Source organism: Pontixanthobacter aquaemixtae, assembly GCF_009827395.1.
GTDB classification, from domain to species: domain Bacteria; phylum Pseudomonadota; class Alphaproteobacteria; order Sphingomonadales; family Sphingomonadaceae; genus Pontixanthobacter; species Pontixanthobacter aquaemixtae.
Genome location: NZ_WTYX01000002.1, coordinates 32,132 through 58,813, shown reverse-complemented (window position 1 = coordinate 58,813; position 26,682 = coordinate 32,132). Strand labels below are relative to the sequence as shown.

Here is a 26,682-nt window from a genome sequence, read left to right as displayed (position 1 = left end):
TAGCCCAGCGATTGATATTCATCAACCAAAGACTTGATATCTAAAACTCGCGCTTCCCGAAAATAGCAAGCGACCGCGAGTTTTGCGGTCTTTCCACGCGCTCTTTGATCTTGGTCAAATAGTATCCCGTTTTCTTGGCTCAGCGAAAGACCACTGATCGCTGATCCATGAGGAAGCCGAGCATGCCAAAACAGCAAGCGCTAAACGCCGCCGACCAGAACCGAGCTCTCGGCTTGAGTACGTTTGCGTTTACAATCTGTTTCGCCGTCTGGACGATCTTCGCCATCGTCGGGATCGAAATCAAAGCCGAGTTGGGGCTTAATGATACGCAATTTGGATTGTTGGTCGGCACTCCGATCCTGACCGGTTCGCTGACCCGGCTCATGCTGGGCATCTGGACCGACCAGCGTGGCGGCAGGATCGTGTTCCCGCTCACCATGCTGGCGTCAGCCGCATCAACCTTTTTGCTGTCTTACGCCGAGAATTACTACGTCATGCTCCTTGCAGCGCTGGGCCTCGGCCTGGCCGGAGGCGGCTTTGCCGTCGGCGTTGCCTATGTTTCAAAATTCTATCCGCAAGAGCGACAGGGTGCGGCTTTAGGCTTTTTCGGCATGGGCAATGTGGGGGCGGCGGTAACCAAATTCCTGGCCCCGTGGGTCATGGTCGCGATCGGCTGGCAAGGCGTCGCCCAGGTGTGGGCAGGTGCGCTCGCACTTATCGCCGTATTGTTCTACCTGTTTGCCAAGGATGATCCGGAATTTGCCGCGCGCAAAGCGGATGGGACCAAAGCGCGGAGTCTGAAGGAGCAGCTCGAACCGCTCAAGAGCGAGCAGGTCTGGCGTTTCTCGCTCTATTACTTCTTTGTCTTTGGCGCGTTCGTCGCGCTGGCGCTGTGGCTGCCGCAATACATGGTCAGCCTCTATGGCGTCGACGTTAAAACGGCCGGGATGCTGGCGGCGACCTTCTCGCTCTCGGCCAGCCTGTTTCGCGCATATGGCGGGATGCTGTCGGACAAGTACGGCGCGCGGCGGATCATGTATGCGACCTTCGGCGTGTCGTTGGTGTGCCTGTTCATGCTGTCTTACCCGGCAACCGACTATGTCATTCATGGCATCCGCGGCGACATCGTATTTTCGACTTCGATGAGCCTGGTTCCCTTCGTCATCACGGTGTTCGTGCTGGGCTTCTTCATGTCGCTTGGGAAAGCAGCGGTCTACAAGCATATCCCGGTCTACTACCCCGACCACGTGGGTTCGGTTGGCGGCATGGTGGGCATGGTTGGCGGCCTGGGTGGCTTCATCCTGCCGATCGTCTTTGGCGCCGTTAGCGATCTCACCGGAATCTGGACCAGCTGCTTCATGGTGCTGTTTGCCCTCGTCGGCATTGCCCTCGCATGGATGCATATAGCCATTCGGCAGATGGAGCAGAAGGCAGCAGGGATGGATAACCGCTCGCTGCCTGAATTCCCAGAAATGGCCGATCTGCACGAAGAGAAGAAGCATGCAGCAGCGAAGCCGAGCAAGGTGCTCGCGGAGTGGAGACCGGAGGACTCCGAGTTCTGGGAACAAACCGGCGAGAGAATTGCCCGGCGCAATCTTTTCATATCAATCCCGGCCCTGCTCTTGGCCTTTGCAGTCTGGATGGTGTGGTCGGTCGTGGTCGCAAAGTTGCCTTCCATCGGCTTCGACTACAGCACTGACCAGTTGTTTTGGCTGGCAGCCTTGCCTGGACTTTCTGGGGCGACACTGCGGATCTTCTACAGTTTCATGGTCCCGATTTTCGGGGGTCGACTGTGGACCACTTTGTCCACCGCATCGCTACTGATCCCGGCCTTCGGGATTGGGTATGCAGTCCAGAACCCGGAGACGCCTTACGTCATTTTCCTGGTGCTGGCGCTGCTGTGCGGGTTTGGCGGAGGCAATTTCGCCTCGTCGATGTCCAACATCAGTTTCTTCTTTCCGAAGGCACAGAAGGGCAACGCGCTCGCCCTCAATGCCGGGCTTGGCAACCTTGGCGTTTCGGTGATGCAGTTTGCCGTACCGCTTGTCATTGTCGCTGGAGTGTTCGGCATCTTGGGCGGCGAACCGCAGCAGACCGCGGAAGGCGGCGAGTTGTGGCTGCAGAATGCCGGCTTCATCTGGGTGCCGTTCATTATCGTTGCGACCATGCTGGCATGGTTCGGGATGAACGACATTGCCGATGCCAAGGCCAGCTTCGCCGAGCAGTCCGTGATTTTCCAGCGCAAGCACAATTGGCTCATGTGCTGGCTCTACACAGGGACCTTTGGCAGCTTTATCGGCTTTTCGGCCGGTCTGCCTTTGCTTGCCAAACACCAGTTCCCTCAAATTGATGTGCTCCAGTTCGTTTTCTTGGGGCCTTTGGTCGGTGCTCTCAGTCGTGCCGCGACCGGATGGGTTTCGGATCGCTGGGGCGGGGCGCGGGTGACCTTCTGGGTTTTCGTCCTCATGATGCTCGGTGTGCTCGCAGTGGCGTACTTCATCGAAGCGGGCAGCTGGTGGGGCTTCCTCGCAGCGTTCATCTTCATGTTCTTCATGACCGGGGTGGGCAATGCCTCCACTTTCCAGATGATCCCCAACATCATGCGTCAGGAAGTGCCGCGGTTGATGCCGCAGCTGACTCGGGAAGCAAGCCTGCGCCAATCGGAGAAGGAATCGGCAGCGATTGTCGGCTTCACCTCCGCCATCGCCGCCTACGGGGCCTTCTTCATCCCGAAAAGCTTTGGCAGCGCGATCTCGGCGACCGGCTCTCCAATGGCGGCGCTCTGGGGCTTCTTCATCTTCTACGCCAGTTGCGCATCGCTGACCTGGTGGGCTTATTCCCGTCGCGGCGGCCTGCTGCACGATATCGAACGTGGCCGGGCGCTTGTCCCCGCTGAACCAACCAACCAGCTCAAGGGAGCAACCGCATGAGCAAGCTTCTCGACCGCCTGACCTTTTTCAACCAGAAGAAAGTCGCCTTTTCCGAAGGCCACGGCGTCACCACCAATGAGAACCGCGACTGGGAGGATAGCTATCGCAGGCGTTGGCAGCACGATAAGATCGTGCGCAGCACCCACGGAGTGAACTGCACCGGCTCGTGTTCCTGGAAAATCTACGTCAAGGGCGGGATCATTACGTGGGAAACGCAGCAGACCGATTATCCGCGAACAAGGCCCGATCTGCCCAACCATGAGCCGCGCGGTTGTCCGCGCGGGGCGAGCTATAGCTGGTACATCTATTCGGCCCAGCGGCTGAAATATCCGATGATACGCTCGCGCTTGCTCAAGCTGTGGCGTGAGGCGCGGGTGGTTCGCACCCCGGTTGCAGCCTGGGCGTCGATCGTCGAGGATCCGGTCAAGCGCAAGAGCTATACGGCCATTCGCGGCCATGGCGGATTTGTTCGCTCGACATGGGATGAAGTCAACGAGATCATCGCTGCGGCGAACGCCTACACTGCCAAGACTTATGGCCCTGACCGGGTCATTGGTTTCTCGCCGATCCCGGCGATGTCGATGGTCTCCTACGCCGCTGGTTCGCGCTATCTCTCGCTGCTCGGTGGTACCTGCATGAGCTTCTACGATTGGTATTGCGACCTTCCTCCCTCATCCCCGCAAACCTGGGGCGAACAGACCGATGTTCCCGAAAGCGCCGACTGGTACAACGCTGGATTCCTGATGATGTGGGGTTCGAACGTTCCGCAGACGAGAACTCCTGATGCGCACTTCATGACCGAAGCCCGCTATCGCGGCACCAAGGTGGCGGTTGTCTCACCTGACTATGCCGAAGCCACCAAGTTTGCTGACCTTTGGCTTAATCCCAAGCAAGGCACCGATGCGGCCCTGGCGATGGCCATGGGCCATGTCATCCTGCGCGAATATCACCTCGATCGTCAGGCGGAATATTTCGAGGATTACTGTCGCAAATATTCCGACATGCCGATGCTGGTGCGACTGGTCGAGAAAGATGGCGCCTACGTACCCGAGAACCTGCTGCGTGCGGCTGACTTCCTTGACGGTTTAGAAGAGGAGAACAACCCCGACTGGAAGACAGTCGCAATCGATGAAAACACCGATGAAGTCGTTGCGCCCAATGGTTCGGCAGGCTTTCGCTGGGGCGAACAGGGCAAATGGAATCTCGAGGAAAAAGATGGCCGCGGAAACGACACGGTGCTCCGCCTTACCAACATCCTCGATGCCCATCACGACGAAACGATCGAAGTAGCCTTTCCGTATTTCGGCAACCGCGAGCATGATCATTTCCAGGGCACAGACCATCCCAGCGTGCTCAAGCGACGCGTGCCAGTACGCCAGCTGCAGCTGAAAGAAGGCAAAGCCTTTGTCGCAACTGTGTTCGACCTCTTTTGCGCCAATTATGGCCTCGACCGGGGCCTCGGCGGCGAGCATGTCGCCCGTGATTACAGTGAAATGGTGCCCTACACTCCCGCCTGGGCCGAGAAGATTACCGGCGTGCCGGCAGACCAGATCATTACGATTGCGCGCGAGTTCGCGGGTAATGCCGAGACGACCAACGGCAAATCGATGGTCATTCTCGGAGCCGGGCTCAACCACTGGTATCACATGGACATGAATTATCGCGGCATTATCAACCTGTTGGTGATGTGCGGCTGCGTCGGCCAGTCTGGCGGCGGCTGGTCGCATTATGTCGGACAGGAGAAGCTGCGTCCGCAGACAGGATGGCTTCCTCTGGCATTCGCCTTGGACTGGAACCGTCCGCCGCGGCAGATGAACTCCACGAGCTTTTTCTACGCACACACCGACCAATGGCGATACGAAACCCTCGATGTGGAGGAGATCCTGTCGCCAACCGCGCCCGAGGGTGATTGGGATGCAAGCCTGATCGATTACAATGTGCGGGCCGAACGGATGGGTTGGTTGCCGTCAGCGCCGCAATTGAAGACGAACCCGCTCGAAGTGGGCAAGGCCGCCAAGGCGTCAGGCAAGGAGGCCAAAGACTACGTTGCCGATGCGCTCAAATCCGGCGAGCTTGAAATGTCTTGCTTCGATCCGGATGATCCAGCCAATTGGCCGCGCAACATGTTTGTGTGGCGCTCCAACCTGCTGGGGTCGTCTGGCAAGGGCCACGAATACTTCCTCAAACACCTGCTTGGCACAGCCCACGGCGTGCAGGGCAAGGACCTGGGTGAAACCGGCGCGCAGAAACCGAAGGAAGTAAAGTGGCATGACGATGCGCCGAAAGGCAAACTTGACCTGCTGGTAACGCTCGATTTCCGCATGTCGACGACCTGCGTCTACTCCGACATCGTGCTGCCGACCGCGAGCTGGTATGAGAAAGACGATCTCAACACGTCCGATATGCACCCGTTCATCCACCCGCTGTCGGCTGCAGTCGATCCGGTCTGGGAATCGCGCAGCGACTGGGACATCTACAAGGGGATAGCGAAGAAATTCTCCGAAGTGGCGCCCGAAGTGCTTGGCGTCGAACAGGACGTGGTGTTGACCCCGATCCAGCACGATACTCCGAACGAGATCGCGCAGCCCTATGATGTGGCCGATTGGGGCAATGGAGATGTCGAGCCGATACCCGGCAAGACGATGGCGACGGTTGCCGTAGTAGAGCGCGATTATCCGGGGCTCTACGAGCGATTTTCTTCGCTTGGGCCGCTGATGGACAAGCTCGGTAATGGCGGCAAGGGGATCGCCTGGAACACTGAAACCGAGGTCGAGAACCTTCGCAAGCTCAACGGAGCCAGAAGCGAGGAGGGCTCGGCCAAGGGTGCGCCCCGTATCGATTCCGCTATCGATGCTGCTGAAGTGATCCTGATGCTGGCGCCGGAGACCAATGGCGAGGTCGCAGTCAAAGCATGGGAAGCGATTTCGAAGAACACCGGCCGCGATCACACTCATCTTGCATTGCCCAAGGAAGAGGAGAAGATCCGCTTCCGCGACATCCAGGCCCAACCGAGGAAGATCATCTCCTCGCCGACATGGTCGGGGCTTGAGAGCGAGCATGTCTGCTACAACGCAGGCTATACCAACGTGCACGAGTTGATCCCTTGGCGCACGCTGACCGGGAGGCAGCAGCTCTATCAGGATCACAAATGGATGCGCGCCTTTGGCGAAGGGTTCTGCGTTTATCGCCCGCCGATCGATACGAAGGCGGTCAAGCCGATGCTCGATGAAGCCAAGGATGCGCCGCACGTAATCCTGAACTTCATCACTCCGCACCAGAAGTGGGGCATCCACTCGACCTACACCGACAACCTCTTGATGCTGACTTTGTCACGTGGTGGGCCGATCGTGTGGATGAGCGAGGTCGATGCCGCCAAGGCAGGACTGGTTGATAATGACTGGGTGGAAACCTTCAACAGCAATGGCGCACTGGTAGCCCGGGTGGTGGTCTCGCAGCGCATGAAGGAAGGCACCCTGTTCATGTATCATGCGCAGGAGAAGCTCACCAATATGCCCGGCTCGCCGCTGACCGGCCAGCGCGGCGGCATTCATAATTCAGTGACGCGCGCTGTACTGAAACCCACCCATATGATCGGCGGTTATGTCCAGCTTGCCTACGGCTTCAACTATTACGGCACGGTGGGCTCAAACCGCGATGAATATGTCATCGTCCGCAAACTCAGCAAGGTCGACTGGCTCGAAGAAGCTCTGCCTGAAGGGGAGACCGTAGCATGAAAATTCGCGCGCAAATCGGCAAGGTTCTGAACCTCGACAAATGCATTGGCTGTCACACCTGCTCGGTCACCTGCAAGAATGTATGGACCAGCCGTGAAGGGATGGAATACGCTTGGTTCAACAATGTCGAAACCAAGCCCGGCATTGGCTACCCCAAGGACTGGGAGAACCAGAAACGCTGGAAAGGGGGCTGGGAGCGGGTTCCAGGAGGATCAATCCGGCCCAGGATGGGCGGCAAGTGGCGGGTGCTGGCGAAGATTTTTGCCAATCCCGATCTGCCAGAGATCGACGATTATTATGAACCCTTCACTTTCGACTACGCCCATCTTCAGCAGGCGGGTGAGAGTAAGGCCTTTCCGACCGCACGCGCGCGCAGCCTGATATCGGGCAAGCGGATGGAGAAGATCGAATGGGGTCCGAACTGGGAAGAAATTCTTGGCGGCGAGTTCTCCAAACGTTCGGAGGACTACAACTTCGAAGGTGTTCAGAAGGAGATTTACGGCCAGTTCGAAAACACCTTCATGATGTATCTGCCAAGGCTGTGCGAGCACTGCCTCAACCCGACTTGCGTCGCGGCCTGTCCCTCAGGCGCGATCTACAAGCGCGAGGAAGACGGCATCGTTCTGATCGATCAGGAGGCCTGTCGTGGCTGGCGCATGTGCGTATCGGGATGTCCTTACAAGAAGATCTACTACAACTGGAAAAGCGGCAAATCGGAAAAGTGCACGTTCTGTTATCCGCGTATCGAGGCTGGTCAACCGACCGTTTGTTCTGAAACCTGCGTTGGCCGCATCCGCTACCTAGGCGTGATGCTTTATGATGCTGATCGTATCGAAGAAGCTGCATCGGCGGAAAATGTCGAAGATCTGTATCAGGCCCAGCTCGATATCTTCCTCGATCCCAATGATCCCGAGGTAATTGAACAGGCCCGCAAGGACGGAGTGCCCGAAGCCTGGCTTGAGGCTGCGCGGCATTCGCCGGTGTGGAAGATGGCCATGGAATGGAAGGTCGCCTTCCCGCTGCACCCCGAATACCGGACCCTGCCGATGGTCTGGTACGTACCGCCGCTGTCGCCGATCAACGCTGCGGCAAACGCCGGGCAGATTTCCGTGAACAACAATATGCCCGACATCCGGTCTTTGCGCATTCCGCTCAAGTATCTCGCCAATCTTCTCACAGCGGGCGACGAGGAACCGATTGCGGTCTGCCTCGAGCGCATGCTCGCCATGCGCGGCTACATGCGGGCCAAATCGATCGACGGCGTCCATAACGAAAGCATTGCCACCGATGTCGGGCTGACCGGCGCGCAGATCGAGGAAATGTACAAAATTATGGCGCTGGCCGATTACGAGGATCGCTTTGTGATCCCGACCGGACACCGCGAGGATGCCGAGGACATGTTCGAAGAACGCGGTTCGTGCGGCTTCTCCTTCGGCAACGGGTGCTCGGGTGGGTCAAGCAAGACCAATCTGTTCGCAACCCAAACCCGCAAAAAACTCCAGACCCCAACGGAGGTGTTATGATGCAATCGCTTCACCTGATGTCACTGCTGCTGCAATATCCGACCAAGGACCTGCAATCTGTTATCGGCGAAATCCGCCAGCGGCTGGAGGCCGATACCTCGCTTACGCCCGCGTCGGTGAAGTCGCTTGCTCCGCTACTCACGCGGCTGGCGACCAGCGACATCTATGATGCGCAGGAGACCTATGTGGAACTGTTCGACCGGGGCCGGGCGCACAGCCTGCACCTGTTCGAACACGTCCATGGTGAAAGCCGCGACCGTGGCCAGGCAATGGTCGACCTGCGCGAACGTTATCTTGCGGCGGGACTGGAACCCAGCGGCAATGAGCTGCCCGACTACCTGCCGTTGTTCCTCGACTATTGCTCAACCCTGCCGGAGCAGGCTGCCCGCGAAGCGCTCGCAGAGCCGGGCGTGGTTATGGTGGCCATAGCCGCGCGTCTGGCCGAGCGGGAATCGGACTATGCGCCGCTGTTCGAAGCGCTCTGCGCCATTGCCGGAGTGGAAATGGACGAAGAGGCGCAGCAGGCGCTCTCTCCGGTTGACGACCCGCAGGATCTCGAGGCGCTCGATGCGCAGTGGGAAGAAGAAGAAATCCGGTTTGGAGCCGAAGCCGCTCCCAACCCTAATGCTGCATGCCCCGTCGCTGCCAGCCAGCTTGCCGCGATGCGTGGCGAACAAGGAGCCTGATCATGTCCAATCCACCCGCCGCCGTTCCTGCTGGCCATGAAGCCTTGCCATCCATTCCGATCGACCTGTGGATCAACACATTCCTGTTTGGCGCGCTGCCCTATATTGCGCTGGCGGTAATGATCATCGGCAGCATTTTCCGTTATGATCGAGAGCCCTACACATGGCGTGCCGGATCGAGCCAACTGCTCCGGCGAAAGCAGCTCATGTGGGGCTCAAACATGTTCCATATCGGCATTCTTTTCCTCTTCATGGGCCATTTTGTCGGCCTTCTGACGCCGCACAGCATTTATAAGCACTTTATTTCGGCAGAGGCGAAGCAACTGGTGGCCATTTATGCCGGATCGGTTGCCGGCCTCATTTGCTTTGCAGGTCTGGTGCTGCTGATGCACCGTCGTTTTTTCGATGCACGCATTCGCAGAAATTCGGCATTTGCCGATAATGCCATCCTGGTCATCCTGTTCGTGCAGCTATTATTGGGACTCGCTACCGTCCCGTTTTCATTGGCGCACCATGATGCTGAAGTGATGTTGCGGCTGTCTGCCTGGGCGCAGGGCATTTTTACCTTCGAACCAGGCGTCGGTCGCTATGTCGCCGGACTCGATTGGCCTTATCAAGCACATCTTGTGCTTGGTATGCTGATTTTCCTGCTGCTGCCGTTTACCCGCCTCGTCCATATCTTCTCGGCACCTGTCCGCTATATCTGGCGCGGTGGCTATCAGATCGTCCGTTCACGCAAGGATCTGAGACATGGATGATGTGATGGAACGCGTACAGGTCAGTGTTGGCGGTGTGAAGATCGCCGAAGCCGCAATCGCAGCCGAAGCGCAAAATCATCCGGCTCCCGACGCCGAGGCCGCTTGGACAGCTGCGGCCGAAGCGCTGGCGATCCGTCAGCTTCTGCTTGCCGAAGCTGACCGGCTAGAAATCTCTGCCGACGAGCGCTTCGATGATGAGGGTCGCAAGCTCGCAGACGAAGATGCCCGGATCGATGCCCTGCTTAGCCAGGAAGTCGACGTTCCTGTGGCAAACGAAGAGGAAGCAAAACGCTTCTACGACCAGCACCGAGATCGCTTCGCCAGCGAACCGCTGGTCGAAGCGGAACATATCCTGTTTTCTGCCAGCCCAGACGATACTCTTAATTACAGTTTGGCCGTCGGTGATGCGCGGATGGCGATCCGCGAGTTGGAAAAGGACCCGTCGCGCTTTGACGAACTGGCCAAGGCCAAATCTGCCTGTCCATCGAAAGAGCAAGGCGGCAATCTCGGCCAGATCGGAAAAGGACAAACGGTCGCCGAGTTCGAAACAGCATTGTTTGCCTTATCCGAGGGCGAGCTGTGCTTGTCTCCGGTAAAATCGCCATTCGGCGTTCACGTGATCCGTGCTGGGCGGCGGGCGGAAGGCAAGCAACTGCCGTTCGAAGCGGTCGAGCAATCGATCCGCAATTATCTCGAAGAAGCCAGCTATCGGAAAGCCGTTGCGCAATATCTGTCGATTCTGGCGAGCCAGACGGAGATCGAGGGCGTGGACCTGGTTGCAGCAGAAGGACCATTGGTTCAGTGACAGATAATCGCGACTTCGGTGCCCCTGCCAGTGACCGGCGTGTTGACCAGTTGTTCGACGGGATCGGACGGCGGTTCGAGTATCTGCGCCTGTCCTTGACCGATGTCTGCAATTTTCGCTGCACCTATTGCCTGCCCGACGGCTACAAGAAGCCCTGCAGTCGCCCGACTGAGCTTTCCGCCGACGAAGTGCGCCGTATTGTGACAGCCTTTGCCAGACTCGGGCTGTGGAAGGTGCGCCTGACAGGCGGCGAGCCAACTTTGCGCCGCGACTTCGACGAGATCGCCCGGACAGTTGCAAATGTACCGGGCATCCGGCGCGTGGCGATGACGACCAACGGGTATCGGCTGGCAGAAAAGGCAGCCGCCTGGCGGGCGGCAGGGATCAGCGCGATCAATGTAAGCGTGGACTCGCTCGATCCGGCCCGGTTCGCCGAAATCACCGGGCATGACAGGTTGCGGCAAGTCCTCGCTGGTATCGACGCGGCACAAGCAGCGGGTTTTGACAGCATTAAGCTCAACGCGGTGCTGATGCGCGGTATCAACGACCGGGAACTCGAGGCAATGGTCGATTTCGTTTCGTCGCGCGATCTTTCACTCCGGTTTATCGAAGTCATGCGTACCAACGACAATGCCGAGTTCTTTGCCGAGCGGCACGTCACGGGTCAGTCTGTCATCGACCGCCTGCAGGCTCTGGGGTGGTCGCGCCTTCCGCGACAGGCTGGCGCCGGTCCGGCAGTCGAGTTCGGGCATGAGCACGCGAAAGGACGGATCGGCATAATCGCGCCTTATTCGAAGGATTTCTGTTCCAGTTGCAATCGCCTGCGCGTCTCTTCGCTTGGAAAACTGCATCTGTGCTTGTTTGGCGATGCTGGCATCAATCTGCGCCCTCTGCTCCAGAACGATGGCGCAGGGGACGAACTGATCGAACGCATCCGCAAGCTTACAGCGACCAAGGCTCCGGCGCATCGGCTTCATCAAGGAAATAGCGGTGCCACGCCGCACCTGGCATCCATCGGAGGTTGAATTGAACCAGTCGCTTAATGTTGAACTTTGCGGCAAGCTGGCAGACAGCTACGGGGGCTCTGTCACGCTCGACATTTCACCTAGCGGCTTGCCGGTCAGGGAGCTCTTCGAGGCGGTAAGCAGTGCGTATCCCTTGCTCGCACCGATCCTCGCTGGCGGTCGCATTCGGGCTTGCGTCAACGAGACGATCGTACCCGATGATGCGATCATTCGCCAAGGCGATACAGCGGCGCTTTTTCCTCCGGTTTCGGGCGGATGACGGCGTTTGTCGAAGTAAAGCAGGAGGTGTTCGATCCGTCTGTATGCCTTTCGCAGTTTACAGGGCGGATCGGTGATGAAGGGGCCGTCGTAAGCTTCACCGGAAGAGCCAGAGGGCAGACCAAGGACGGTTTGCCGATCAACGCGCTGGTCCTTGAAAGCTACCGGGGCGTCACTTTGGCCTCTATGCAGCAAATCGCAGCAGACGCGCACGCAAAGTTCGCAATAACCGCAAGCCATGTCATTCATCGCGCGGGCCGGATCAAACCGCTGGAGGCGATAGTGTTTGTGGCAACGGCCTCACCCCACCGCAGAGCGGCGTTCGAAGCGGCCGACTATCTGATGGACAGGCTCAAGACAGAAGCAGTTTTTTGGAAGCGCGAGGAGCATGCAAACGGCTCGGCCTGGATCGAGCCGACCGATGCGGACAGGAGCGATGTTGCGCGCTGGTGAAGCACGTCATCCGGATCAGCTGCGATGCAGCCTGCGACAAAACGCGCTGCAATATGCCTTTGCTTTGTTTGGTTCAGCCCCAGAATGCTTGAGTGATTGCGCGGTGATCATCGACCGCTTTGACAAATGGGATCGCCGCTACAGCCTCGCGCGAAGGCAGCAGTGCGTCCTCGTCCTGCACGGTTCCTGTCAGGGTAACGACGCCCTCTGAAACGGCCACGTCAGTCAGCCACGCGCTTGCACCCTTAATGGTCAGAAGCTTCTCGATCACCCGTGCACGAATGATGTCGTCATCATTGGTCATCGGTCCATGCGAGCCTACTGGTCGCACGATCAGCGCTCGCACGATATCAGCACGACTGACGATACCGACGAGATTGTCGTCGCGCAGGACCGGCAGGTGCTTGATCCGATGTTCATCCATGAGGTTCGCGATTTCGGACAGGGTGGTGGTCTCTTCGACGCTGACGACGACCGGTGTCATGACCTCGCCAACCGTGTGTCCGAATGCCTTCACGCATTCAGGTTCCGGGGAATCAGCGTCGCAGGTGTCGGGCGGGTTGCCCAACTCCTCCCGGTGGAGCAAATCGGTTTCGCTTAGAATGCCGACAACCTTGCGACCGGAAACGACGGGCAGCGCGCTGACTCCGTGATCGATCAGCATTTCTGCAGCGTCATGGATCGATACATCCGTGTGTATCGAGATCACCGATCCGCTCATGATGTTGCAGGCTTTGAGTTCTGCAGGGGTAGGGGGGCCTGTTCCCTGGCCATTATCATCACTGCGTCTTGTGGCAGGCTTCGTATTGGTTGCTTTGGTCATAATAACCTCCTTGATGGCGGAGGCATCACTTCATTCTCAGTGGGTCGCGAGACGGCTGGCTGCAAAGCCTCGAAGCCCAGTTGGAGTATGTGAGGTCACCTCCATTTGATTATCATGCCATAAAGCCACCAGTCAGTCATTGATCCGCGTCAAATACGCGTGAGCAAATCCCGGACAAAGAAAACACCAGTCAATCAAAGGAAGTATGTCGTGCCCGGAATAGACGATAGCCTGGAGTTTCATCCACTTAAGGTTGCAGTTCTTACCGTATCGGATACGCGGACACCGGAGACCGACACGTCGGGCGCGCTCTTCGCCACACGCCTCCAGGAGGCTGGGCATCATCTCGCAGGCCGCGCTATCGTGCCTGATGAGGTCGACTCAATCCGCAAGCAGGTATCTGCCTGGGTCGCAAATCCGGACGTGGACGTTATTGTCAGCACCGGAGGAACCGGATTCACGCCCCGCGATGTCACGCCTGAAGCCGTAGGTCCGTTGCTGCGCAGAGTGATGGACGGCTTCAGCGTCGTCTTCCATCAGGTAAGCATGGACACGATCGGCGTTTCCACGCTGCAATCCCGCGCATTCGCAGGCCAGGCCGATGACACGTTCATATTCTGTGTTCCCGGCTCCACAGGAGCCTGCCGCGATGCTTGGGATCGCATTCTCGCGCTCGAGTTCGATAGCCGTTATCGTCCTTGCTCGATCGCAGGCCAGGTACCCCGCCTGAGACACCTTTGCGCATGACCGACCTTACTCATCTCGATCGAGAAGGTCGCGCAAGAATGGTTGATGTCGGCGAGAAATTGCCGACGAGGAGGAGCGCCGAGGCCTTAGGTCGCCTTCGGTGCGCACCGGCAACGCTTGTCGCGGTATCGGAAGGCCGGACGCCCAAGGGCAGCGTGATTTCGACTGCCGAATTGGCAGGGGTCATGGGTGCGAAGCGCACGGCGGACTTGATCCCGCTATGTCATCCCCTTCCTCTTTCCAGCGTCGTGGTTGAGGTGACGCTCGACGAGAGCCTGCCGGGCTTCGTTGTAAAAGGCGTCGCGCGCTGCGATGGGAAAACCGGTGTTGAAATGGAAGCGCTTACGGCAGTCTCAATCGCTGCGCTCACGCTCTTCGACATGCTCAAGGCGATTGATCAAACAATGCAGATCGAAGCGGTCCAGGTTACTTCGAAGACAGGTGGCAAATCGAGCTCATGGGGGACGTGATGATTCCTTTCGACGAGGCGATTGGACTGATAAACGACCAAGCAACTACGCTTGGTGAAGAGGTCGTACCTTTCGAAAGAGCAGCCGGCCGTGTTCTCACAAGAGCTCTGGACGCCAGACGGGATGCTCCATTCAGCGCAGTTGCCGCGATGGATGGCTATGCCGTCATCGATAGTGCCACACGTCCCGGCGAGGCATTGCGGGTTATTGGGCAATCTGCAGCCGGAACGGGCTTTACTGATGCTTTAAAGCCCGGCGACGCTGTGCGGATTTTTACCGGGGCTCCCATGCCCCAGGGTAGTGACCGCTGCATCATGCAGGAATATGCCGAGCGGAATGGCGATTTGGTGGTTTTCAAGGAGGATTATGGGCCAGGCTGGCACGTTCGTCCGCCGGGCAGCGACTTCCGCAAAGGTGACCGGCTCGTATCGCCGGGCACCCGTCTGGGAGCCCGGGCAATGGTTGCTGCGGCCGCAGCCGACCTTGCCACCGTTAGCGTGAGCGTGCAGCCGCGTGTGGCCATCATCGGCACGGGCGACGAGTTGATGGTGCCAGGAACTGCATACACGCGCGCTGACGCCATTGCCGAGAGCGTAACCTACGGGGTCGCCGCCATGGCTGCCGCATCAGGGGCTGAGGTGATCGAACGAGCATTGGCCTCCGACGATCTTCCCGCGCTTGAGGATCTGGCCGGTACAATGCTCAGCTGTGCTGACGTGGTTATAGTAACGGGCGGCGCATCTGTCGGCGAACGCGATTTCGCCAAGCCGATGTTTGCCCCGCATGGACTGGAATTGGTGTTCGCGAAAGCTGCGATCAAGCCTGGAAAACCGGTCTGGCTCGGACGCGCCAAAGGCAAGTGGGTCTTGGGGCTTCCCGGCAATCCAACCTCCGCCATGGTTACTGCGCGTCTGTTCCTGATGCCACTGCTCGCGCGGCTGCAGGGACAATCGATTGCCGAAGTCAATTGCTGGCGAAAAATGGTTCTGGCGGAGGAACTACCGACGACAGGGGGGCGGGAAACCTTCATTCGCGCCAGCTGGGAGAAAGACGGCCTTGTCCCGGTCACCAACCAGGATAGCGGTGCGCAGCGTGCATTGATGCAGGCGGACTGGCTTATTCGTCGTCTGCCCAACGCGCCAGTCTGCCGCGCAGGAGAGCATGTTAGCGCGCTTGCCTTTTGAGCCGATGCCTCGCTTCTGTGAGCGCTCTCTCGTCATTGATGTTGGCAAAGGGGTCTTGCTTGGGCTCGGATTCCCACGAAACCCGCACCGCACCTGACGCTTCGGCAAAGCTCCAGAGCGATCGTCCTCCATTGGCGATATAATCTTTCAATACTGGCCGATCGACGCGCCACATGGCCGCCATCGGATGATCCTTTCCAGCGCTGACTGGCATTGCGCAACCGCCTTCCCCGATTGCCTCCTTGAGCCGAAGCAGGAGATCATCGGGCAGGAATGGCATATCGCACCCGATGACAAGCACACGGAGATGATTGTGCGTCGCCGCGAACGCAAATGCGCTGCTCAACGCGCTGATGGGACCGATATCGACTTGCTCGTCGGTCAAGAGCGGTATGCCCGGGATCACGATTTGATCGACGCTGCGCACCGCAATTGCAATTTTATTGGCATGTGTGTTGGCCCAGTCGATCGCCCGATCAAGAAGCGATTGGCCTGCCAGCAGCCGCGCATGTTTAGAGCCACCGATACGCGAACCGTTGCCCCCGGCGGCGATCACGATCGGAACAGTTGAATCAACCTTGCTGGCGACTGACTTTTCCAAATTTGTATGCGCCATGGTTTCAAGAGGTCCTCGGCATGCCTAAAATCATGGATAGAGCAGGAATTGCTGCCATGCGCCATCGCAGGTGCGTTGATAGCAAATGCGATCATGCAGCCTGAACCTGGCATTGCTCCAGAATTCGATCCGCTCGGCACGAACCCGGAAACCTGACCAGAATGGCGGACGAGGAACATCCCAAGACTTGAACCTGGCGACTACGCTGGTCAGCCGCCCGGCCAGCTCGCGCCGGTTCTTGAGCTGCGATGATTGTTGGGATGCCCATGCGCCATAGCGGCTGGCCAGCGGGCGGGTCGCGAAGTAGCGATCTGCTTCAACATCGCTCACTGACATGGCGCGACCTTCGATCCGCACTTGCTTGCCAAGGTCTGACCAGTGGAAGCACATCGCCACGGCCGAATTCTCGGCCAGCTCGGTGGCTTTGCGGCTCTTGAGATTGGTATAGAATACGAAGCCTCGCTCATCGTGCTCCTTGAGTAAGACCATTCGGCTGGATGGCTTCCCTTCGCCCGATACGGTCGCCAGATTGACTGCCGAGGCTTGCTCAGCCCCTAGCTCGCGCGTGGCCTGAGAAAACCAGTCGGTGAATTTGGCGAAAGGATCTGCAGCTTGCCTGGTCATGGTTCGATCCCATCTGACGCGTCAGCGATCTCGCCATTCCGCCAAGCGCGATCCAACCTGTGCCAGCTCAATACGGGCGATCGATCGCAAGTGAACCTCGTCAGGTCCATCGGCAATCCGCAGCGCGCGCATACCGGCATAGACTTCAGCCAGGCCGAAATCATCTGAGAGCCCACCCGCGCCATGCGCCTGCATTGCGTGATCGAGAACCCGTAGAGCCGTTCTGGGTGCAGCGACTTTGATCAGAGCGATCTCGAGCTTGGCAGCCTTATTGCCTGCTTTGTCCATCATGTCGGCGGCCTTAAGACACAGCAGTCTTGTCATCTCGATATCGAGGCGTGCTTCTCCCAGCCTTTGTTCCCATACCGACTGCTCGGACAGTCTCTTCCCAAATGCGATGCGCGACTGAAGACGTTCGGCCATCTTCTCTAGTGCGCGCTCGGCGGCACCGATTGCGCGCATGCAGTGATGAATGCGACCGGGTCCAAGCCTTCCTTGAGCGATCTCGAAACCGCGTCCTTCACCCAGTATAATGTTGGCCGCAGGAACCCGCACGTTGCGCAGCACCACTTCGCCATGGCCGTGTGGAGCCCCGTCATACCCGAATACTGGTAGCATGCGCACAATCTCCACGCCCGGCGAGTCGAGCGGAACGAGGATCTGAGATTGCTGCTGGTGCGTGTTCGCGTCCGGGTCAGTCTTGCCCATGACGATGGCGAGCTTGCAGCGTGGATCACCAACTCCGGAAGACCACCATTTGCGCCCGTTGATGACGTATTCGTCACCTTCGCGGCGGATCGAGGTCTGGATATTGGTTGCATCGGAGGAAGCGACATCGGGCTCGGTCATCAGGAATGCTGACCGAATTTCCCCGTCGAGCAGAGGCCGTAGCCATTGTGTCTTTTGCTCTGTCGTTCCGTAGCGGTGTAGCACCTCCATGTTTCCGGTGTCGGGGGCCGAGCAGTTGAACGCTTCCGAAGCGAAGCCGACCCTGCCCATTTCCTCCGCGCACAGCGCATAGTCGAGATTGCTGAGCCCTGCTCCGCGATAGTCTCCGTCATCATGGTCCGACGGCGGCAGGAACAGGTTCCACAATCCCGCAGAATAGGCCCGTGCCTTCAATTCTTCAACAACCGGCGGCACTTGCCAACGCTCGTGTTCATGCTTGCCCAGTTGGTCTCGGTATACTTCTTCTGCGCGATAAATATGCGCGTGCATGAAGTCGCGTACGCGGTCCCGCCAATGGGATTGATCGTTTGAAAGGCTGAAGTCCATCGAGAGAGCGCTTTGCTGTAGAAGGGTTTGGACGCTTAGAGATAGACGCAAAGCTCCGATTTCAATTGATCTTGGTCAAAGCCCGGCGAGGTAAGTGTGGGGCTAGGTACCAGCGAGAATTTGGGCAAGTTGCGGCCTCGAGGACTGGTCTCGCCTCGAACTCGTGCTGCAAGGCTTCAGATCAGGAGAGTTAAGCGAATGCGGAGCAACGCGGAGCGCCTCGCATTGCGGCGGCGCCGTATGGAAAGCGGACCAACGATTTTCCGAGGGGCCTTTCGCCCGTTCTTTCTCGGCGCTGCGTTTTGGGCTGTCTTCGCCATGAGCCTGTGGCTGGGATATCTACTTGGACAAATCCCTGGCGGTTTCGTGTCTGACGCACTGGCGTGGCATCGCCACGAGATGCTGTTCGGATTTGTCGGAGCGGCAATCGCTGGCTTTGCGCTAACGTCCGCGCCCAACTGGACCGGACGCTTGCCCATCGCCGGATGGCCGCTTGCAACGCTATTTTTCTTTTGGTGTGTAGGGCGGGTTCTCCCGTTTGGCCTGGCGGATACGAGTGCGGCCCTTATTGCCCTCGATGGAGGGTTCTACCTTTTTCTCTCTTTTCTGATCGGGCGCGAAGAGACCCACGGTCGCAAACGAAGTCTCACCATTTGCATGGTTATTGCGGCGTTTGGTTTTGCCGACATTCTTGATCGGATGGAGATGGCAAAATGGATCGATAGCGCGGGCCTGGGGTGGCGAGCGGGAATAGCTCTCGTCACTGCTCTTGTCATGCTGATCGGAGGGCGGCTTATTCCCAGCTTCACGCACAATTGGTTGCTGAAGCAAGTCAGGCTGGACCCCACCCCGACCCAGCCGGACCTGACAGACGCCATTGTCATGGCTGTCACGATTGGCGGCTTGCTCGTCTGGATTCTTGCTCGCGCAAGCGGCGCATCCGGAACCCTGCTGATGCTCGCGGGCCTTGCCAACTTCGCGCGGTTGGCCAGGTGGCAGGGCTGGCGCTGTTTGCCTTGCCTACCGGTATTTGTTCTTCACCTGGGATATTTTTGGCTCGCACTCGGCCTGCTCCTCCTCGGAGCCGCGCAATTCGGATGGATCAGCGAGAGCCCTGCAATTCATGCGCTTTCGACAGGGGCGATGGCGACGATGATACTTGGCGTGATGAGCCGCACGTCGCTTGCAATGACAGCGCGCGAACCGAGTTTTAATTTGGCCATCGCATCGGCATGCGTTTTGATTACCCTAGCTGCTATTGCTCGCGTCGTGGCCGGGCTGCAAATTGGGCAGTCCTTTGTTCTTCTTGTTGTTGCGGGCTTTGGGTGGCTAGGAGCATTCGGGCTCTTCCTGGTTGTCTTTGGCCCGATACTCAGTTCGCCGAGAAAAGGGGCTCTGGGGAAATAGCTGTCCAGTCACGAATGCATGGCTCACAGGCTGCTACCCTCTTTTGGTGAGCGGTGGGTGACAGTTCTCAGAGTTTCTCTTGGTTGTTTCCGGGCCAAAAACCTCTTTGGCTTGGCGAGCCTAATTAAAGGCGCTATTCCAACAATATGGATTCTCTCGAAATCGAGCCTTCATTAAACTTCTGCCAGGCTTGTGCTGTTCGCAACCGTGCGATCTGTGCTGACCTCGACGAGGATGAATTAGGATTGCTGAACGCAATCGGTCGGCGAAAACGGCTTCAAGCAGGTGAACAGTTACTTTGGGAAGGCGATGACGCGATCATCGTCGCCAATGTGGTGGAAGGTGTCCTCAAGCTTTCGACGCAGACGGCGGATGGAAGAGAACAAATCCTTGGGATGGTCTATCCGTCGGACTTCCTAGGTCGACCCTTCGGTGAGACCACACCCTATGGCGTCGAGGCGATTACCGATGCGCAGGTCTGTGTATTTCGGCGCACCGATTTCGACAGGTTTGCCCGAGAGCACCCCCGGCTTGAGCACAAGCTCCTTGAGCGGACGCTGGCCGAATTGGATCGCACGCGGCGCTGGATGGTGCTGCTGGGGCGGATGAATGCCGAGCAGAAATTGGCCACCTATCTTGTCGAGACGGCAGAAAGACTAATTCCTGCAAACTGCAAAGAGTCGGAACTGGGTGATGAGCGATCGCTGACTTTACCTCTTTCCCGCCAGCAAATGGCTGACGTTCTTGGCCTCACGATTGAAACGGTTAGTCGGCACATGACCAAGCTGAAGAATGATGGGTTGATCGGTCTTCCAGGCCGACGCGAACTGACAATCAATTCGTTGAAGGCTCTCGCAGAACGAGGGGGTTAGTCCGCTCCAAGCTAGCGGAGAAGCAGCTGGTTGTGTTCTCAGTTTCGGACCCTCGCACCAACCGGTGCTTCCACGAGACCGAATACGAAACGTTCGGTTTGACCGAAATCAATGACGTCGCCTCGTTGATCATCCAGATTTCGCTGATGCATGCAAAGCAATCAGCTGCGGCCTCGCCGACTTCGATCGTTTTCACGGGAGCGACAGCACCTGTGGCTTCTCTTGGCGCTAACAAAGCAACGCATCTTCGTCTGCAGGCGCTTACCAGATATGTCGGCGCTCGCTCCGGAGACTCTCGAGTAACAGATAACAGCGCCAGCCAGGTGGTTCTTGTCGTCGACGGTGCGGTCAAGCTAATAGCCAGTGCGTCAGCCGGACGCACGCAGGTGATGGGGTTCTATTTCAAGGACGACTTCATCTACGTGCCCGCACGAGAAACGCATGCCTATAATCTCTGCGCTTTGAAGGACTGCGAGCTTGTCGCCTTTCCGGCCACGGAATTTATTCGTCTGGCTCAAAGCGATAAGACGCTCAACAACAATTTCCTGAGTCACCTGCTGCGCGCCCTCAGTCGTTGTCGCGAAAAATCTCTTGCTCTTGGGCAAAAGACTGCGCGGGAGCGGGTCGCGACGTTCCTGGTCAGTATGGCGGAGCGTATCGGAGCTCCGTTCTCAAATGGAGCCCTGCTCGACCTTCCCATGTCTCGTCGTGATATCGGCGACAATATTGGTCTTACGATCGAAACCGTAAGCCGCCAAATGACGGAACTGCGAAATGCGGGCCTCGTCTCCACTTCTGGGAGATCGCAGGTCAAAATCCTTGATCTTGCCGCGCTCAAGCAAGAGGCAGGTCATCTCTCCGGCTTGAGCTGAGAGCGACGCCGACCCGGCACGTGGAAATGCTCTGCATTGCCTTGGTGTTTGGAAGTTGCGACCGGCGCGTCGTATGATTTGATACAGATCAAGGACTTCCGAAAAGGGAGAGCGCATCCGTTGGCCATGTGGCCTTACCATCCCGAATTGCTCGAACAGCCTGTCCCGCGCTACACCAGCTTTCCGACTGCAGCCGAGTTCGAGGCGATCGACGCAGGCGATTACAGCACTGCGATTGAGAGCACGTCCGGAGACGTCTCGCTCTACGTGCATATCCCTTTTTGTGAAAAGATCTGCCATTACTGTGGTTGTAACACGGGTGCTGCAGGACGCCGACACAGACTGGAATCATATCTCGAAGCGCTGCATCGTGAGATCGAGACGGTCTCGCGCTTGCTCCCTTCGAACTCGCAGGTGCGCCGAATTGCATTTGGCGGCGGTAGTCCCAATGCGCTCGCACCCACGGATTTCGTCCGCCTCGTCGATGGTCTGATCATCCGCTTCGGAATCTCTGATCCGGTTTTCTCCATCGAACTTGATCCACGCACAATGTCTCGTGAATGGGCCGAGGTCATAAGAGTGCTTGAGATCGATCGCGCAAGCCTTGGCGTTCAGACCTTCGCGCCGCATTGCCAGGAAGCGATAGGGCGTGTCCAATCTGAGACATTGATAGCCGAAACGACCGATCTTTTGCGTAACGCTGGCGTGACATCGCTCAACTTCGACTTGATGTACGGGTTGCCGCAGCAATCCAACGATGATCTGTCCGAAAGCTTGCAGCGGGCAGTGGCGTTCGGTGCCGACCGCATTGCCCTGTTTGGTTATGCGCACATGCCGCATGTGGTGCCGCGGCAACGCGCGGTCGATGCCCGCTTCATGCCTGACCGGGCCGCGCGTTTCGGAATGGCGCAAATCGGGTTCAGTTTTCTTTGCTCCAACGGCTTTAGTGCCATCGGGTTTGACCATTTCGCACGCTCGGAAAACGATCCGCTTGCAATCGCTGCTCAAGCGGGAACTCTCCGGCGTAATTTCCAAGGCTTCACCGATGACAATGCGCGCGCCTTGATAGGCTTGGGTGCATCGGCCATCAGTTCATTCGAGACCCTCCTCGCCCAGAACGAGAAGAATAGCGGCCGATACCGTATGCTAGCATCGGATGGCCGTCTAGCCACCGTGCGAGGTAGGTCCAGATCAACGGATGACCGCACTCGGGGCCAGGTGATCGAGCAACTCCTGTGTTCGGGGAAGGCTCAGATATCCTCGGAAACTGAAGCCCAGGTAATGCCGTTTTTGATGCCATTTCTTGAGCGAGGTCTCGCGTGCTGTGAAGAGGGTGTCATCTCAATAACACCTCAGGGGCTTCCATACTCACGGGCGATTGCAGCCTTGTTCGATCCCTATCGCGATCACCCGCCCGGCCGTTTTAGTTCAGCGGTTTAATCGACCCGTCAATAATCAGCACTACCGCCATGAAAAGCACGAGGGTTGCGATGTAAGACAGGTCTCACCTGGCTCATGCCCTATTTGTGGTATGGCGCTTGTGCCTCAGAGCGCAGCGCTGGCGCTTGATGAGCACAAAGCGGTTTTCGGGTGTTCACACTCCAGCTAATTAGTGCGCAAAAAAATTACCTCGAATTATCAATTGGTTGTGATGATAAAACGGGCCGAGTGGGCCTTTTTGCGGGCCGTCTTCATCCGTCCCAAAGAATATCAATGTAATATCAGTTGCTTATGCCAACTATGCGAGTCCTCTTCTGGGCACCATTTCTAACACAATTCGGTCAATCCGGCGGCTTGGCGCTGTTCGCTTGCGACTGTGGCATTGGCCGGTGGCGGGCGTGCCGTGCAACCGCATGTTTTCGCGGCCATCCGTGCCGGTTTTACGGTTCTGGTAATCATCTGATTCCCTGCTACGCTTTGCGACGAGCAAAGGCAGGGGGGTTGCTTTGGCCGAACAGAATATCCCGCAAGTGCGGACGGGGAGCCGGTTCAAGGCTTTCGTGAGTTACAGCCATGCCGACAAGGCAGCGGCGCAGAAGCTGCATCGCAAACTGGAAACCTATCGGCTTCCCAAGCATCTGCGCGAAAAGGCGGGTGAGGCGAAAGATGATGGGCGCGTGGGCGCTATTTTCCGGGACCGTGAGGACTTGCCCGCCGCCGAGGATCTGACCGAAAGCGTCAAGCAGGCATTGGCTGTGTCGGAAGCTTTGGTTGTGCTGTGTTCGCCTGATGCGCGCAAATCACCCTGGGTCGCGCGCGAAATTGAATTGTTCCGCGAGTTGCATCCGGACCGGCCGATACTCGCGGCGATTCTGCGCGGGGAGCCGAATGAGGCATTTCCGGAACCGCTGCAACAAGGGCGCGAGCCGCTTGCCGCCGATCTGCGCAAGGAAGGCGATGGCCCGCGGTTGGGCTTCCTGAAAATTGTCGCCGGGATCGCCGGTGTCCCGCTCGACTCGCTGGTCAATCGCGACGCCCAACGCCAGATCAAACGCGTGACCGCGATCACAGTCGCTGCCCTTGCCGCGATGGTAGTGATGGCGCTGATGACGACATTCGCAATCCAGCAGCGCAACGAAGCGCAAACCCAAAGGGCCGAGGCTGAAGGTTTGATTGAATACATGCTGACCGATTTGCGGACCGAACTCAAAGGAGTCGGACGGTTGGATGTGATGAACGGCGTCAATGAACGAGCGATGGCATTCTTCGAAGCGCAAACCGACTTGGATGACTTGCCCGCTGAGAGTTTAGAGCGACGGGCACGTATTCTTCACGCAATGGGAGAGGACGAAATTACCCGAGGAGATTTCGGTTCCGCTCTGGAAAAATTTGAGGAAGCGAGCCGCGTTACAAGGGCATTGCTCGCTCAAAACCCGAACGTGCCCGACCGAATATTCGGGCATGCACAAAGCGAGTATTGGGTTGGAAGAGTGTATGAGCTGCAAGGAAATGCTCAAGGCGCGCTCGTCCAATATGAAGCCTACAATGAACTGGCGATGCGACTATCAGAAATCGAACCAGCCAAGACTCGCAGCAAGATGGAAGTCGGCTACGCACAAAACAATCTGGGAATCGTACAGCTGCGCTTGCTCCGCAAACCAGAATCGGCCGAGAAGCATTTCAAACATGCGGTTGCGATGTTTCAAGAAGCTGTGTCGCAGACCAACACATCGGCCACACCCTTGATAGAGCTTGGCAATGCACAGGCGTGGGAATCAGACAGCCATTTTTTTCAGCGGGAATGGCAGCAAGCACGCGTTGTAAGAGAGCAAGAGCGCACAATAATTGATGAACTGCTTGGCAGACAGCCCCAGAACCGGAATTTCAAATACCGTGAGCTGGTCAATAGAAATGCGTTGCTCGAAATTCGAAGAGCCCAATGCAAATGCAAAATTCTTCGAACTTGGGATCCGACATTGCTGACAGAAATTACGCAGCTGACCGAGTCTGACCCTAACAACAATGAGTGGGCGGAGTTGCTCAATATTGTTCAGGCCAACCTTAAATGACAGGAGTCAAAAAAATGACACTGATACCAAAACTGCTTCCAATCGATGACGGAACCTCGGAAATCCTGACGCTCACGAATAAGATATCTGGAAAAGATCTGAGCCAGAACCGCCCTAACCACACGAATGGTCGATATAAGAAACAACCGAACTGCGCATACTTCCTGCGATTCTCGCTGAACGATAGCGGCACAATTTCGGTCGCCCACCACTGGTATCGGCAGGAAGGAAACACTTCTTGGGAGCATCATAAGATGCAAAGCATGCCGACGAATGCACAAAAACCCCGCGCAATCCCGCCCGGTAATCTGAACCAGCTGACCGAAGACTATCTGGATGGGAATCTCGATAGAGATTCTCTGGTGGAACTTTCGTCAGTGGGTGCGAATTTTTCCTGGAACTGGATATCTTGGATTGTGGTCATTTTTGATCATCCCAATTGGGAATTTGATCGGGGTCGCGATCCCGTTCTCATCACGACGACCGGAAATCCAAACCACTCCTATTTCGAAGGCCGCCATGTCGGTACTGGGGGGCGGCGCAACGCGTTCGCATTTGTTAATCTGATGAGCGCTGACAGCGATGGAAATGAGCTCGGCGCAAATGATAAGGTTTCACATAAATTTGATCTGGTTATGGAAGTGAAGCTAGCAGACGGTACTTCTTTGCGGGTACTTGTCGATCCGACCGGAACCAATAACGGGCCGGGAGGTGGCGGAACGCCATAAGTCGATAAAAGTGTAATGGTTTCTCCCTACCCCCATATAATCCGTCTGGCCCGCTCGGGTTCTCTCGAGCGGGCTTGGTCTGTGATGGAGCAAAACGGATTGCTCGATTCAGACACCGACCAGCGCGCGCTTACATTGCAGGCGCGGCTGGTGAAGGATCGGGCGAAGCTGGCTGAAGGCGCGGAGCGGGCGGGGCTATTCGCGGAATCTGCGGCGATTTATGCGAAGGCGGGCGCGATCGACAATGGCAGCTATCCGTTGATCAACGCCGCCTCGCTTTACTTGTTGGCAGGGCAAAAGGCGCAGTCAGAGAAATTGGCCCGCGATGTTCTGAAGGCGCTCGACGAAAATCCTGACGAGGCGGAAACGCCTTATTGGCTTGGGGCAACGCGGGCGGAGGCATTGCTTCTACTTGGCGAGCAAGCGCAAGCGCGCGCGGCATTGCGTGGCGCGGTCACCAAACAGCCCGCGGCTTGGGAAGATCATGCGGCCACGATCGGCCAATTTGAATTGCTGTGCGCTGAGCTCGGCTGCGATGCCGCATGGCTTGATCAACTGCGGCCGCCATCGGCGGTGCATTTTTCCGGGATCATGAATGTCGCGCAAAGCGATGAGGCGGCCCCACGCCAGATTTCCGAATGGCTGGAGCGGGAGAATATCGGCTTCGGATTCGGCGCGCTTGCCGCGGGATCGGATATCTGGATTGGCGAGGCATTGCTGGCGCGCGGCGCGCAATTGCATGTTATTTTGCCCTGCGATCGGGCGACCTTCCGCGCTGCCTCGGTGACTATTGTCGATGATGCGTGGGGGCCCCGCTTCGATCGGCTGATGGACCAGGCCGAGAGTATTTGCTGCCTTGATCACGCCGATGCGCCCGATGCGGCAGCGGTGGAAAGAGGGGACGCGGTGGCCGCGGGCATGGCCCAACATTCGGCCACCCAGCTGCGGGCAAATGCGCGGCGACTGCGGATCGTGGGCAGCAATGATGCGATCTCTGATCCGGGCGAGGCTGCCATCCTGAAGGCACGCCGCAAAGGGGATCGTGCACCTTCCCGACCTGCCACAGCTTCCGGATCGCTGCGGGCTGCGGTGCTGTCCGCTTCCGGGCTGGAAATTTTTGGAAGTCTGGCGGATGCTTGGGCAGCGATGGGCGCGCGCGCCGAATCATGCGCGGTGGATTGGATCGTGTCGCATTCGGATGAGATCCCGGCCCCGGTGCCCGAGCGCCTTTCTGCGATGCTCGAATGCGCAGTTCCCGGGCAATGCGTGGCGACGCATGCGGCGGGGTATGGCTTGCTTGGCAGCGGGTTCGATCTGCGCGTGGAAAGCGCGGGCGATATGCGCTGGGCAGGCGGTTTGATGCCGCTCTATGCGCTGTTTTGA

The 26,682-nt window shown here is 57.8% G+C and carries 25 protein-coding genes; 20 read left to right on the top strand and 5 right to left on the bottom strand.

Annotated elements, in window-relative coordinates; all coding sequences use genetic code 11:
- The first annotated feature begins 182 nt into the window (after positions 1–182).
- From GRI41_RS09290 to GRI41_RS09250, 9 genes are read left to right on the top strand one after another with little or no spacing between them, the layout of a single operon-like run.
- On the top strand, positions 183–2,930 hold the full coding sequence (locus GRI41_RS09290) for a nitrate/nitrite transporter (RefSeq protein WP_160604756.1): 2,748 nt from the start codon (positions 183–185) through the stop codon (positions 2,928–2,930).
- Positions 2,927–6,664: a nitrate reductase subunit alpha gene (locus GRI41_RS09285; protein WP_160604755.1), complete on the top strand. Its 3,738-nt coding sequence runs from the start codon at positions 2,927–2,929 to the stop codon at positions 6,662–6,664. The genes GRI41_RS09290 and GRI41_RS09285 overlap by 4 nt, the downstream gene beginning before the upstream one ends.
- Positions 6,661–8,187 carry a nitrate reductase subunit beta gene (gene narH / locus GRI41_RS09280; protein ID WP_160604754.1) on the top strand — a complete coding sequence of 509 codons (1,527 nt, stop codon included), beginning with the start codon at positions 6,661–6,663 and terminating at the stop codon, positions 8,185–8,187. Before GRI41_RS09285 ends, narH begins: the two co-directional genes overlap by 4 nt.
- Positions 8,184–8,873: a nitrate reductase molybdenum cofactor assembly chaperone gene (gene narJ, locus GRI41_RS09275; RefSeq protein WP_034960246.1), complete on the top strand. Its 690-nt coding sequence runs from the start codon at positions 8,184–8,186 to the stop codon at positions 8,871–8,873. The genes narH and narJ overlap by 4 nt, the downstream gene beginning before the upstream one ends.
- A 2-nt stretch (positions 8,874–8,875) precedes the next feature.
- Positions 8,876–9,631, top strand: coding sequence for a respiratory nitrate reductase subunit gamma (gene narI / locus GRI41_RS09270; RefSeq protein ID WP_081853355.1), 756 nt, complete (start codon positions 8,876–8,878; stop codon positions 9,629–9,631).
- Positions 9,624–10,436 (top strand): peptidylprolyl isomerase, encoded by an 813-nt coding sequence (locus GRI41_RS09265; protein ID WP_160604753.1) that lies wholly within the window; start codon positions 9,624–9,626, stop codon positions 10,434–10,436. The genes narI and GRI41_RS09265 overlap by 8 nt, the downstream gene beginning before the upstream one ends.
- On the top strand, positions 10,433–11,461 hold the full coding sequence (moaA, locus tag GRI41_RS09260; protein ID WP_240048969.1) for a GTP 3',8-cyclase MoaA: 1,029 nt from the start codon (positions 10,433–10,435) through the stop codon (positions 11,459–11,461). Before GRI41_RS09265 ends, moaA begins: the two co-directional genes overlap by 4 nt.
- Before the next feature lies 1 nt (position 11,462).
- The gene (locus tag GRI41_RS09255; RefSeq protein ID WP_034960244.1) at positions 11,463–11,720 is read left to right on the top strand and encodes a MoaD/ThiS family protein; all 258 of its coding nucleotides are present in this window, start codon (positions 11,463–11,465) and stop codon (positions 11,718–11,720) included.
- Positions 11,717–12,172, top strand: coding sequence for a molybdenum cofactor biosynthesis protein MoaE (locus tag GRI41_RS09250; RefSeq protein WP_034960243.1), 456 nt, complete (start codon positions 11,717–11,719; stop codon positions 12,170–12,172). The genes GRI41_RS09255 and GRI41_RS09250 overlap by 4 nt, the downstream gene beginning before the upstream one ends.
- A gap of 73 nt (positions 12,173–12,245) precedes the next feature.
- On the opposite strand, the gene GRI41_RS09245 is transcribed toward GRI41_RS09250, so the two are convergent.
- Positions 12,246–12,995, bottom strand: coding sequence for a CBS domain-containing protein (locus tag GRI41_RS09245; RefSeq protein ID WP_160604752.1), 750 nt, complete (start codon positions 12,993–12,995; stop codon positions 12,246–12,248).
- A 159-nt stretch (positions 12,996–13,154) separates the two neighbouring features.
- Between GRI41_RS09245 and moaB the strand changes: the two genes are divergently transcribed.
- Genes moaB through GRI41_RS09230 form a run of 3 tightly spaced genes read left to right on the top strand, consistent with a single transcriptional unit; the run spans position 13,155 to position 15,396 of the window.
- A complete protein-coding gene (moaB, locus tag GRI41_RS09240; protein ID WP_328600544.1) occupies positions 13,155–13,742 on the top strand; it encodes a molybdenum cofactor biosynthesis protein B in 588 nt (195 codons plus the stop codon).
- Positions 13,739–14,212 carry a cyclic pyranopterin monophosphate synthase MoaC gene (gene moaC / locus GRI41_RS09235; RefSeq protein WP_034960238.1) on the top strand — a complete coding sequence of 158 codons (474 nt, stop codon included), beginning with the start codon at positions 13,739–13,741 and terminating at the stop codon, positions 14,210–14,212. The genes moaB and moaC overlap by 4 nt, the downstream gene beginning before the upstream one ends.
- Positions 14,212–15,396, top strand: coding sequence for a molybdopterin molybdotransferase MoeA (locus GRI41_RS09230; RefSeq protein ID WP_137677626.1), 1,185 nt, complete (start codon positions 14,212–14,214; stop codon positions 15,394–15,396). Before moaC ends, GRI41_RS09230 begins: the two co-directional genes overlap by 1 nt.
- On the opposite strand, the gene mobA is transcribed toward GRI41_RS09230, so the two are convergent.
- The 3 genes from mobA to GRI41_RS09215 are packed head-to-tail and all read right to left on the bottom strand — an operon-like array spanning position 15,377 to position 17,911.
- The gene (gene mobA, locus GRI41_RS09225; RefSeq protein WP_137677627.1) at positions 15,377–16,012 is read right to left on the bottom strand and encodes a molybdenum cofactor guanylyltransferase; all 636 of its coding nucleotides are present in this window, start codon (positions 16,010–16,012) and stop codon (positions 15,377–15,379) included. The genes GRI41_RS09230 and mobA overlap by 20 nt on opposite strands.
- 30 nt (positions 16,013–16,042) lie before the next feature.
- On the bottom strand, positions 16,043–16,636 hold the full coding sequence (gene pdxH / locus GRI41_RS09220; RefSeq protein WP_160604751.1) for a pyridoxamine 5'-phosphate oxidase: 594 nt from the start codon (positions 16,634–16,636) through the stop codon (positions 16,043–16,045).
- A gap of 21 nt (positions 16,637–16,657) precedes the next feature.
- Positions 16,658–17,911 (bottom strand): acyl-CoA dehydrogenase family protein, encoded by a 1,254-nt coding sequence (locus GRI41_RS09215; protein WP_160604750.1) that lies wholly within the window; start codon positions 17,909–17,911, stop codon positions 16,658–16,660.
- 240 nt (positions 17,912–18,151) lie between these two features.
- Here GRI41_RS09215 and GRI41_RS09210 point away from each other — a divergent pair, with 240 nt between their 5' ends.
- From GRI41_RS09210 to GRI41_RS14510, 5 genes are all read left to right on the top strand, one after another.
- Positions 18,152–19,318, top strand: a complete 1,167-nt coding sequence (locus GRI41_RS09210; protein WP_160604749.1) for an NnrS family protein — start codon at positions 18,152–18,154, stop codon at positions 19,316–19,318.
- A 146-nt stretch (positions 19,319–19,464) separates the two neighbouring features.
- Positions 19,465–20,190 carry a Crp/Fnr family transcriptional regulator gene (locus tag GRI41_RS09205; RefSeq protein WP_034960230.1) on the top strand — a complete coding sequence of 242 codons (726 nt, stop codon included), beginning with the start codon at positions 19,465–19,467 and terminating at the stop codon, positions 20,188–20,190.
- A gap of 98 nt (positions 20,191–20,288) precedes the next feature.
- Positions 20,289–21,062: a Crp/Fnr family transcriptional regulator gene (locus GRI41_RS09200; protein WP_160604748.1), complete on the top strand. Its 774-nt coding sequence runs from the start codon at positions 20,289–20,291 to the stop codon at positions 21,060–21,062.
- Positions 21,063–21,188: 126 nt separating this feature from the next.
- Positions 21,189–22,502: a radical SAM protein gene (locus tag GRI41_RS09195; RefSeq protein ID WP_160605791.1), complete on the top strand. Its 1,314-nt coding sequence runs from the start codon at positions 21,189–21,191 to the stop codon at positions 22,500–22,502.
- The gene (locus tag GRI41_RS14510) at positions 22,441–22,671 is read left to right on the top strand and encodes a heavy metal-binding domain-containing protein (protein ID WP_407985547.1); all 231 of its coding nucleotides are present in this window, start codon (positions 22,441–22,443) and stop codon (positions 22,669–22,671) included. Before GRI41_RS09195 ends, GRI41_RS14510 begins: the two co-directional genes overlap by 62 nt.
- 158 nt (positions 22,672–22,829) lie before the next feature.
- Here the strand turns inward: GRI41_RS14510 and GRI41_RS14410 are convergent, their stop codons facing one another.
- On the bottom strand, positions 22,830–22,961 hold the full coding sequence (locus GRI41_RS14410) for a hypothetical protein (RefSeq protein ID WP_268893201.1): 132 nt from the start codon (positions 22,959–22,961) through the stop codon (positions 22,830–22,832).
- 47 nt (positions 22,962–23,008) lie between these two features.
- Between GRI41_RS14410 and GRI41_RS09190 the strand changes: the two genes are divergently transcribed.
- From GRI41_RS09190 to GRI41_RS09180, 3 genes are read left to right on the top strand one after another with little or no spacing between them, the layout of a single operon-like run.
- Positions 23,009–24,571, top strand: coding sequence for a toll/interleukin-1 receptor domain-containing protein (locus GRI41_RS09190; protein WP_160604747.1), 1,563 nt, complete (start codon positions 23,009–23,011; stop codon positions 24,569–24,571).
- Between the two features lie 14 nt (positions 24,572–24,585).
- Complete coding sequence (locus tag GRI41_RS09185) at positions 24,586–25,299, top strand: hypothetical protein (protein ID WP_160604746.1); 714 nt, start codon at positions 24,586–24,588, stop codon at positions 25,297–25,299.
- A 15-nt stretch (positions 25,300–25,314) separates the two neighbouring features.
- On the top strand, positions 25,315–26,682 hold the full coding sequence (locus tag GRI41_RS09180; RefSeq protein WP_328600543.1) for a tetratricopeptide repeat-containing protein: 1,368 nt from the start codon (positions 25,315–25,317) through the stop codon (positions 26,680–26,682).